Source organism: Psychrobacter urativorans, from assembly GCF_904846695.1.
Classification (GTDB): domain Bacteria; phylum Pseudomonadota; class Gammaproteobacteria; order Pseudomonadales; family Moraxellaceae; genus Psychrobacter; species Psychrobacter urativorans.
This window is the reverse complement of the sequence record NZ_CAJHBR010000036.1, coordinates 1-10173: the sequence shown is the minus strand read 5'-3', so window position 1 is coordinate 10173 and position 10173 is coordinate 1. Positions and strand designations below refer to the sequence as shown.

Sequence of the window (10173 nt, the reverse complement as noted above, 5' to 3'; positions counted from 1 at the left end):
ATATAATTATGTTATGTTATGTATATAATGATGTTATGTTATGTATATAATAACGCTGATTAATGTAAGTACATAATGCTGTATTATGTATCTACCCCCCCCTAGTCCATGGAGACACAGTATGAAAAAAATTCTTTTAGCCAGTTCTTTAATCGTTCTTGGCATGTCTAGCGCATTCGCTGCTGACGGTACAATCACAATCAATGGTTTAGTCAACGATAATACTTGCGTTGTCACTACGCCAGAAGGTAAAAACTTGACAGTAACGCTTCCAACTGTTTCGCAGAAATCACTTGCAACTGCTGGTACAACTGCTGGACGTACTCCTTTTACTCTTGGCTTAACTGGTTGTAAGGTAGGCGCGGTTGTTGGTACTTACTTTGAACCAGGCGCAACAGTTGATTTTGCTACAGGTCTTTTAAATAATGCTGGATCAGCTAAAAACGTTAAAGTACAACTAGTAGGTGATAACAACTCGCCTATTAAAGTTCTTGCTGGTCCTCAAACAAACTCACAGTTTGTAACTGTTGCAGAAACTTCAGCTGACCTTAATTATTACGCTGAGTACTATGCTACTGGTGCTGCAGAGGCTGGTACTGTTAACACTTCTGTACAATATACAATTATTTATCAATAGTTTGTATTAGTTAGATTGACAGGAGCTAGGATGATTACTCAACCTAGCTCTTTCAATTCACTCTCTAAACAAAGGTAAGTATATGACTTTAAAGCATCCGTTTTATAAAACATGCTTACTGGCACTTTTAATCCCTTTCAGCGCAGCAAATGCTGAGATTATCATTCATGGTACTCGTGCTGTCTATCCATCTGATGCACGCGAAATCACTTTACAAGTCACTAATACTGGTAAAAGTCCAGCATTGGTTCAAACATGGATCGATGAAGGAGATGCAAAAGCGACTCCAGACCAGTCAAAAGCGCCTTTTATTATTACCCCACCTATTACACGTGTAGAATCTGAGAAAGGTCAATATCTACGTATAACAAGCTTGCCGACTGCGAATACCTTGAGTAAAACTCAAGAAACGTTGTTTTGGTTAAATGTTTTAGATATACCCCCTAAGCCATCTACCAAAGATAAAGCAGCTGCTCCCGATAACTTTTTACAACTAGCGATTCGCTCACGCATCAAGTTTTTTTATCGTCCAAGTGGTATCAACGAAGATGTTGCCTTAGCCCCTGAAAAGATTCAGTGGAGTAGCCAAGGTAATAATTTATTAATTAAGAACCCAACACCTTTTCACATTACTATCACTACTATATCTCAAGAACATTTAGGTAAAAAAGTTAATATTTTGTCAGAAGGAATCATGCTAGTTCCTTTTTCTGAGCAGAAAATAGCTTTAAAGAACTCAAATATCAAAGATATGACTTTTACTACTATTAACGATTATGGTGGGCGTGTCGAACGCACTATCAACCAGTAATAGTTTTAATGTTTTGATAGTCATCAACAGACAGGCTAATAGGAATGGTTATGCTATGTGTGAAAAGATTATAAAAAATAAGAATCTTAAACGATATCTAAGTTATTACATCGCTTTTGGTGTAATAACATTTAGTATTCCTACCTTAGTTAATGCAGATGAAGTTGATGAGCCAGAAAAGTCATCCGTTGCTACAGAAGCAGATTTTAATTCTGACTTTTTAATTGGCGATGCTAAAAAAATTGATATCAATCGATTTGCACATGGTAATCCCATTTTGCCTGGTGAGTATAATGTAGATGTTTATATAAATGGCAGCTGGTTTGGTAAGCATCGCATGGTGTTTAAAGCGACTGAAGATAATAAAAACGCATATACCTGTTTTACAGCGCGGCAGCTACTTGAGTATGGTATAAAAGCAGAAATCATCAAAGAAAAAACAGAGTCTACTAACACAGAGTGCCAAAAGCTTAATGAATGGGTTGACGATTCATTTTACGAACTTGATACCTCAAAATTAAGATTTGATGTATCGATTCCTCAAATTGCAATGCAAAAAAATGCACGAGGTTACATTGATCCCAGTGTTTGGGATCGTGGCATCAATGCAGCATTCGCCTCTTACAACGCCAGTGCCTATAAGACCTTCAATAAATCTAATAATAATGAAGAGAGAACAAACGCATTCTTGTCTTTAAATACTGGGGCAAATATCGCAAGTTGGCAACTCCGCCATAACGGACAATGGACGTGGGAGGATGAAGCTGAAGATAAAGAATCTAAATCTACTTATAATTCCGTAAGCACTTATGCTCAACGCGCCTTTCCTGAATACCGTGGTGTATTGACACTTGGCGATAGCTTCACTAATGGTGAGATTTTTGATTCATTTGGTTATCGTGGTGCAGAGTTTTCAAGCGATGATCGCATGTTACCCAACACCATGACAGGTTATGCACCGCGGATCCGTGGTAACGCCAAAACCAATGCCAAAGTAGAAATACGCCAACAAGGTCAACTGATTTATCAAACAACAGTTGCTCCTGGAAGCTTTGAGATTAATGACTTATATCCTACAGGGTTTGGTGGTGAGTTAGAGATATCTATCTTAGAAGCTAGTGGTGAAATTCAAAAATACTCAATACCTTATGCTTCTGTTGCACAAATGCTGCGCCCAGGCATGAGTCGTTACTCAGTAATGACAGGTCAATTTCGTGATCGTGACATCGAGGTTGACCCGTTTATTTTCCAAGGCCAATACCAACGTGGTATTAATAACTATATTACTGCTTATGGTGGTCTACAAGGATCTGATAATTATAAGGCTCTAACCTTAGGAAGTGCATTTGCGACACCCATAGGCGCTGTTGCGTTAGATATCTCTCATTCTGAAACTGATTTTGATCGTCGTGATAAAGAGTCAGGACAAAGCTATCGTATTAGTTATAGCAAGCGAATTGATCCAACAAATACCAATTTAACGCTCGCTGCTTATCGTTATTCAACTGAAAATTTTTATAAATTACGTGATGCCTTATTGGCTAAAGATCTAGATAACAGAGGTATCACCTCTGCCTACGCCGGTAAACAACGTAGCGAGTTTCAAATCACGCTAAACCAAGGTTTACCTAATGACTGGGGTAATGTCTACGCCACTGGCTCATGGTCAGACTATTGGAACAACGTAGAAGCTACTAAAGAATACCAAGTTGGTTATAGTAATAATTATCGTGGCGTAAACTATGGTCTATCGGCCATTAAGCGCGTTGTAGAGAATGATGTAACAGGTAGAAAAGATGATGATACTGAATATCTACTAACATTATCATTACCCCTCTCAATCAAAGGTAGTCCTGCAAACTTCAACTCATTTACCACACAAGATAGTACTACTGTTGGGGTGAACGGGGTTGTAGGAGATCGCTTTAATTATGGTGCCTCGTTAGCCACTGAATACGGAGAAAATCCAAGTCTAAGTACGAATGCTCAATATCGTACGAACTTTGCGACTTTAGGTGGATCATACGGTATTTCAGATCAGTATGAACAAGCAGCATTATCGGCTCGAGGAAATATTGTTGCACACTCCGACGGTGTTCTATTTGGTCCAGATCAAGGTCAAACTATGGTCTTAGTTTATGCACCTGAAGCGACAGGCGCTAAAGTGAATAATACGCCTGGTTTGACTATCAATGAGTCAGGCTATGCTGTTATACCCTATGTCACCCCTTATCGTTTAAATGATATTACCCTAAATCCAGAAGGTATGTCTCTTGATGTTGAATTAGAGGGTACCAGTCAGCGTATAGCACCTTATGCTGGGTCAATCTCAAAAGTCGACTTCATAACTAAGTCAGGGAAGGCTATCTATATTCGTACTTTGAATGCAAAAGGCGAGACATTGCCATTTGCAGCTGAAATATTTGACTCAAAAGGCGAATATGTTGGCATGGTTGCTCAAGGTAGCTTAGCGTATTTACGTACCAAAACCTTGACAGATACAGTGACTGTAAAATGGGGTGAAGAGCAGAGTGAGCAATGTAGCATTCAATATGATGCAACCACTCAAGCATCTGATAATAATAAAAATATGATCATGTTAGAAGGCGTATGTCATGAACTATAAAGTGTTAAGTAGTACCTTAGCATTCATAGGCTTCACTTTGAGTTCAGAAGCTTATGCAGCGTGTACATTAAATAGTAGCTTTACGTCAAAAGATATAAATATGGCGGTTGGAGCCGTGGTGGTTCTGCCCAGTGACCCAGTTGGGAAGGTTTTAGTTAAAAAAACCTTCCCAATCGCAGCTAATCCATCTTCATTTATTAGATGTACTTCTGGAGCGCGAGGTACGGTCGAAGCAATTATTACTAATAATTTAGGACTAGCACCTGGTGCTGGCGATAGTGTGTATAAAACGAATATTTCAGGTATCGGCATTCGTCTATATCGAGAAGCGACGGGCGCCTCAAACTTTTCTGGTTACTACCCTTATAGTAGAGAAATAAGTGGAGGGTTTTTTGGGTCGGATTTATCTTTAGCTAGCGGAGAATTTGTTGTTGAGATCATTAAAACAGCTGCAGTTACAGGAAGTGGAAAGCTTCAACAGGGATTATACAGTAGCTATTATCTAAGAGGTCGTCCAGACAAGCCTATTCTAACCAGTACTATAATTGGTGATACTATTACTATCACGTCTTCGTCATGTGAAATACAAGGTAATAAGAATAAGGTAGTTGAACTGCCAACAGTGAATAAAAGTGGGTTTACAGGGATAGGATCAACACAAGGTGAACAAGCTTTTGATCTCAATATTAAATGTAATGGTGGTGCAAATCTAACCGTACCTGAAAAAATAGGCTTAACTTTTGACTATGATGCTGCGGCCAATACTACTGATGTTCTTGCAAATAGTGCCCCTCAATCTACACGAGCAAAGGGAGTGGGTACTCAATTAGTCTCACAATATCAAGGTTCTAACAATATTATTGCTAAGAATGAAAAAGTTGCGTTAGGATCGTTAGCAGCAAGTGCGAATGTTGAATATAATATCCCATTAGTTGCACGTTACTATCAGACAGAAACTGGGGTTACTGGTGGAACCGTTAAATCAACGGCAACAGTTACCATTGAGTATGATTAGTTGGAGATCATCCCAATTTGTACAGTTTCATTAAGAACAACCCCTTCTTTGACACTATAAGTCACATTTGGCGTCAAATGACTTAGCTTTAAGCCATCTACCGCCGCCTTATTAAGCGGTGTACCAATATAAGATTCATCGGTGTAACCTTTAGGATGAAAGTACACTTCACGACCAAAAGCAGGATTCGAGGCACACCCAATATCACCCTCAGGCACCGTAAAAAAATAAAGAGTCATGTAATTTTACTCCATGTCTGCTTATTAACTACAGTCTTTATTACCTGAGCTGCACTCTATAATCACGATAGACGCTACCGCAATTAACCACCTGGACATATTGATTCGCATGGCACACCGTCCTTGTCACGGTCTAGATTAGTGTTTCCGCATTTAAGTGCTAGTTTGGCTTGTTCACAGCTAACCATCTGCCCACAAGTGCGCGGTAAGCCTTTGCATTGCGAGCCGCCAGCACCTTTAGCAAACAACGGATGCTCTACCTCAACATCACTATAAAATGGATTATCAGTGACTGTAACTGCTGCCTGAGAAGATAAGGCAAAGAGAGATAACGCCATACTTAGAATAAATTTTTTCATAGAACCTTCTTTCTTTAATACCCAAAACACTGCTTTCAAGCATTAATAATACCCTATATTTGTTCAATAAAGTGAGTGCTATATAACTAACCGTCTGATTTACACAGCAGTTTATTTATAATTTGCCTGATAGACGGGTTAGTGCCATAGTTGTTCACTGAACGTTCTGGACAGTTGTACTGTACAGTTTCTAAAAACGTACTTGAACACTAGGTGAACAATGAACATATCGGTGACAAAAGCGGCAAAAGAATGGGGTGTATCAAGAACCACGATCTATCAGAAGGTCAATGATGGTGAGCTTTCTAGAACAGCAGATAAGAAAATAGACGTTTCAGAAATGTTGCGCGTGTTTGGTGAGCCAATTTCTAAAAAACGTACTGAACGTTCAGTGGACACTGTTCAAAGTACACCACTGAACAGTCAAAGTGTTCAGTACAATACAGACATTGAACACCTATTAGCGCTTGAAAAGCTCAAGAATGAACACCTCAGCCAACAGGTAAATGATCAAAAGAAGTTAATTGAAAATTATCAGCAGCAGATAGCACAGCTGAACAAAACGCTGGATAAAGCCAACGCCAGTATCCAGGATTTCGCACAAGTAAGACTGCTAGAGTTTAAGCAAGCTGAAATGAGCGATGAGCCGCTACTTGAACCAGAGCAAGAAAAAAAAGACGATTCAATCGTCGCGACGGCTAAGAAGAAAAAACGGTGGTTCTTTTGACTTTAACGGATATTTGAAAAAACATTAGTGTTTAATCTTTGGTAAATAGCTCTCTAAAGCCTTATTAGGCTTGTTAAAGCTTTCAGGCTCTCGTTGTATGATATTAATCATTTCGCGCTTAAATGCGTCAGTCTGCATTTTGCCGTCATAACTTAGGCTTGGATGGTTGTTATAGTCATTCATAAACTGCACGTTATCAACGATAGACTGTATGGTAGCTTGTGACAGGGTGCCGTCTGCACTGGTTAGCTTGTCTAATGTTTTCCGATGGAATTTGAGCGTTAGGCCCTCGTAACCTTTGCCTCTACTCTTTTTTTTATATTCCACACTAACCTTATAATTTGTACTTTCATTAATCTCTTCTAAGGCTTTATCGATCACATACTTTCGAAGTTCACTAAATTGCTTGTACTTGCCTTTTATACCCATAACATATTTAAAATCTTCAAGTTCATATGCTTTACTGTATTGATACTGTCCAATCCAACACACTATTAATTCATATAGGCGTATTGAGTGGATACTTGAGAGCTCATTGATCTCTAACAACTTATATTTAGTAAAATTTGCTTTTAATTGTGTCAGATACGGCAATATATCCTCTGCAAAAGTTAGCGTAATCTTCCCTGTATTTGGGCTAAATAGAAGACTACTAACAAAGCGTGTACGCAATACTTCATTGTCTGGCAGTGCGATGATCACTTCCCTTTCAAACAAGCGGTTACTAGCTTGCTCAATATCACGATAGATATTTTTTGCGTTGCTAACACTATAAAAAAGCCTTTTTATCTCATCAGCAGTAATAGTAAATTTGGTTTGTTTACTGATATTTGGCGCATCAGGTCTACTATCAATTTGACTAATACAAGTTAGTAAAAGCTCTTTTTCTTTTGTTGTCATCGTATAAGTAGCAAGAACTAAATCATTTGACTGTACGACTAAATTATTTTCCATTTTATATTTCACTATTTCTACGTTTATTATAATTCCACATGAGATAAACTATCATAAAAATAGCAAAATAAATAGCTATCTTTAAACAACTCTTTTTTTGGCTCATTTACTCTTTTTTTGGCTCATTTACTCTTTTTTTGGCTCATTTACTCTTTTTTTGGCTCATTTACTCTTTTTTCTCTTTGTAAGCTATTGATTTTAAAGGTGAAAAAAGGCTCTTAAACAGGAGTAAACAGGAGTAAACAGGATCAAATAAAAACCCTTAAAGAAACGGGTGATAAATTTTTTTGTGGATAAGTGAAAAATCATCATTTAAACCACGTAGCTTGTCTAAGCAATTTATTCCTTAGTAACGGTTCTTTTGAGGATTCAATTAAGGACTAAATCCTCGGCTAGGTGTATTAGTTCTACTCACTTGATACTGATAGGACTCTAAACCACCCTGTAAGGCCTTGTGTTGGCTTTCAGACAGCTCTTTGCCATATTGCTCAGTAAACGTCTCTAAAGCGGCTTTAAGAGCCTCTGAGTAGGTCTTACGCTGGGTTGTTGGTAGTGAGTTAACATCACGCAACGCAAACTTGAATTGCTGACAGGTTTTATCCAAGGTATCTGCTAGATGTTCTTTAGCAACGTCTCTTGCCTCAGCTGGGTAGTTATCCTGATTGATATAATGCGTTAACCCTTTGGTATAGCTGAATGATGAGATGATGTCTCGAGTCATTCTGCCAACCTCTCCTGCGCTACCGCCCAGTTTGTCGATAATACTGCTATTAAATGCCGCTCGTTCTTGATCGATGTTGTCTCTGAAATCTGTAAAATGCTGAATCAGTGCCAGATACTGCTCACGTTCAGCGTTAGGATCACGCAACAGCTTGATAATGGCTTTGTTGTTTTCAACCAGCGTGTAATCAAAACGTTTGGCCACTTGGCGTAAGTGCGCGGTAAATTCCACGGCTTTATCGTGGTCCTCAATACCATGGCGCTGTGCAAACTCGCTAAGTAGTGCCACTTGACGCTGATCAAATTTATCAGGGGCGTCAGCCGCGGTTTCTCCTTGCGCCCAGTTGATGGCCATCGCCTCACGATGACGTTGTATCAAGCGCATCGCTAGGTGCAGCTTCATACGTTCAGCATACTCAAAGATTCTCTCATCTTTAAAACGGTTTGCTCGAGTGTCTCGATCAATGCGTCCTTCTTGTCGATCAAGTCGAGCAGCTCTTGCTCGTCGTGCGTCGTCATCGAAGGGGTTTGGGGCTGGTCTTGCACTTCGCTCAGTTGCTTTGTTAATTTCAATATTTGACTTTCCGATAGCTTCAGTGATTCCCTCAATTGCTTGTTTTGTGTCGTCAATTCGTTGTGTGAGCTTATTGTTTTCTTGTTTTGTGTCATTAATTCTTTGTTTTGTGTCATCACATCGCTTTGGTAGGTTTTCGCATCGTTTAGCTGCCCAAGCAACGCCTGATTTTGCCTCTTCAATGCATCGTTTTGTGTCGTCAATTCGAACTGCCGTTCTATGAGATTGTTTTGTACAGTATGTAATGTAGTATTCTGAGCTTCCAGAGAGGTGTTTTGCAAAGTCAGCTCGTTGTTTTGTGCCTCCAATGCTGCCAGGTAGTCTTGCATTTTTCTTAGTTGCCCAAGCAAGTCCTTTTCTAAGTGCGCTAATTCGTCGCTCATTGTCTGCCTCCTGTTTGATATGGTTCTCAGCCACCAAGTTATTACGTGCTTTGATGGCGCGGTTGGTATTACCTTTTTCGGTCGTGATGCCTCGGCGCTCCATGGCCGTCGCCTCTACTCCCATTTTAATGGTGGGCTGCTGATCAAGCCCCTGATCCTTATAACTGCGCGCATCCATCAATGGCAGATGATGCTGCGCCAATACTTTATTGGCGGTATCTACCCACATCTCCCGAATACGCTTAATCTCTTGCATCGATGACGGCAGATCATGCGCCTTACGTTTTTTATTAGACCACTCAAACGGGGTCTTAAGCTTTGGGTCAAATGCCAAGGTTTTATTCGGTTCAATGGTAGGCGCTCGAGTAGTGACTAAAATATGCGCGTGAAAATTACGGGGATCAGGGTTTTCCTCACCCTCACGCAAATACTTAGAGCTTGGCGGTACATTAGGATCAAATGGCAACTTCATCACCGGACGATGGATACACACATCCGCAATCACATCCATATCGTCACAAAGCTTTTGGGCAAAGTTGATAGCCAGTGAATGGCGCTCTTCCTCAGACAACTCATGAGGCAAATTAATCAGCCACTCACGCGCCACCCGACTGTCCGAACGGGTCTCTGCCGCTTCAGCGGTATTCCAAAGCGTCTCTCGATCCACACTCACACCCAGCGCCTTTAGCGAAAATGGCAAAACAATATCGCTACTCATCACCCCAGACTTTTTACTATAGTCATGGGTCTTGCCATATTTAGCATCATCCAGTACATCGCCAGCACGATAGGCCGCCGACGCCACTGCTGACTGACCTGCTTTTCGAGAAATTGCCTTTGTTGCAATGTGTACCATTGTCATAAAGAGTCACCTGCTATTGTTGCTTTTTGCACACCACCGCTTTTTGTGGTGTGCGGGGTTTGGGGTTTCCCCAACGAAGAAGGATTCAAAATTAAGAATAGTAACGAAGTGGATAGATTAAATTTTGAGTCGTTACTTCGCCCTTAGTCAGGGAGACGCCACCATTAAATAATAAACTAAGCTATCTAAGGTTTCGGATGTAATTGTGTTAAAGCTTACCACAAGTGATTGAATGATAGTGGGGTGCTTGCTATGCTGAGTAAAAT

Annotated in this window: 9 protein-coding genes; 5 read left to right on the top strand and 4 right to left on the bottom strand. The window is 40.0% G+C overall.

What is annotated here, in order from left to right; genetic code table 11:
• The first annotated feature begins 121 nt into the window (after positions 1 to 121).
• The 4 genes from JMY09_RS13890 (at position 122) to JMY09_RS13875 (ending at position 5089) form a co-directional block, all read left to right on the top strand.
• The gene (locus tag JMY09_RS13890) at positions 122 to 637 is read left to right on the top strand and encodes a fimbrial protein (protein WP_201624502.1); all 516 of its coding nucleotides are present in this window, start codon (positions 122 to 124) and stop codon (positions 635 to 637) included.
• An 82-nt stretch (positions 638 to 719) separates the two neighbouring features.
• Complete coding sequence (locus JMY09_RS13885) at positions 720 to 1448, top strand: fimbrial biogenesis chaperone (protein ID WP_201624500.1); 729 nt, start codon at positions 720 to 722, stop codon at positions 1446 to 1448.
• 55 nt (positions 1449 to 1503) lie between these two features.
• Entirely contained in the window at positions 1504 to 4074 is a 2571-nt protein-coding gene (locus tag JMY09_RS13880; protein ID WP_201624498.1) for a fimbria/pilus outer membrane usher protein, read from the top strand.
• Positions 4064 to 5089, top strand: coding sequence for a fimbrial protein (locus JMY09_RS13875; protein ID WP_201624496.1), 1026 nt, complete (start codon positions 4064 to 4066; stop codon positions 5087 to 5089). The genes JMY09_RS13880 and JMY09_RS13875 overlap by 11 nt, the downstream gene beginning before the upstream one ends.
• Here the strand turns inward: JMY09_RS13875 and JMY09_RS13870 are convergent.
• Both JMY09_RS13870 and JMY09_RS13865 read right to left on the bottom strand, forming a co-directional pair.
• On the bottom strand, positions 5086 to 5328 hold the full coding sequence (locus tag JMY09_RS13870; RefSeq protein ID WP_201624494.1) for a hypothetical protein: 243 nt from the start codon (positions 5326 to 5328) through the stop codon (positions 5086 to 5088). The genes JMY09_RS13875 and JMY09_RS13870 overlap by 4 nt on opposite strands.
• An 83-nt stretch (positions 5329 to 5411) precedes the next feature.
• Complete coding sequence (locus JMY09_RS13865) at positions 5412 to 5687, bottom strand: excalibur calcium-binding domain-containing protein (RefSeq protein ID WP_201624492.1); 276 nt, start codon at positions 5685 to 5687, stop codon at positions 5412 to 5414.
• A 220-nt stretch (positions 5688 to 5907) separates the two neighbouring features.
• Between JMY09_RS13865 and JMY09_RS13860 the strand changes: the two genes are divergently transcribed.
• Entirely contained in the window at positions 5908 to 6414 is a 507-nt protein-coding gene (locus JMY09_RS13860; RefSeq protein WP_201624490.1) for a plasmid replication DNA-binding protein, read from the top strand.
• A 24-nt stretch (positions 6415 to 6438) separates the two neighbouring features.
• On the opposite strand, the gene JMY09_RS13855 is transcribed toward JMY09_RS13860, so the two are convergent.
• Both JMY09_RS13855 and JMY09_RS13850 read right to left on the bottom strand, forming a co-directional pair.
• Positions 6439 to 7368, bottom strand: a complete 930-nt coding sequence (locus JMY09_RS13855; RefSeq protein WP_201624488.1) for a replication initiation protein — start codon at positions 7366 to 7368, stop codon at positions 6439 to 6441.
• 373 nt (positions 7369 to 7741) lie between these two features.
• Positions 7742 to 9907 carry a MobA/MobL family protein gene (locus tag JMY09_RS13850; protein ID WP_201624486.1) on the bottom strand — a complete coding sequence of 722 codons (2166 nt, stop codon included), beginning with the start codon at positions 9905 to 9907 and terminating at the stop codon, positions 7742 to 7744.
• Positions 9908 to 10173: the final 266 nt, after the last annotated feature.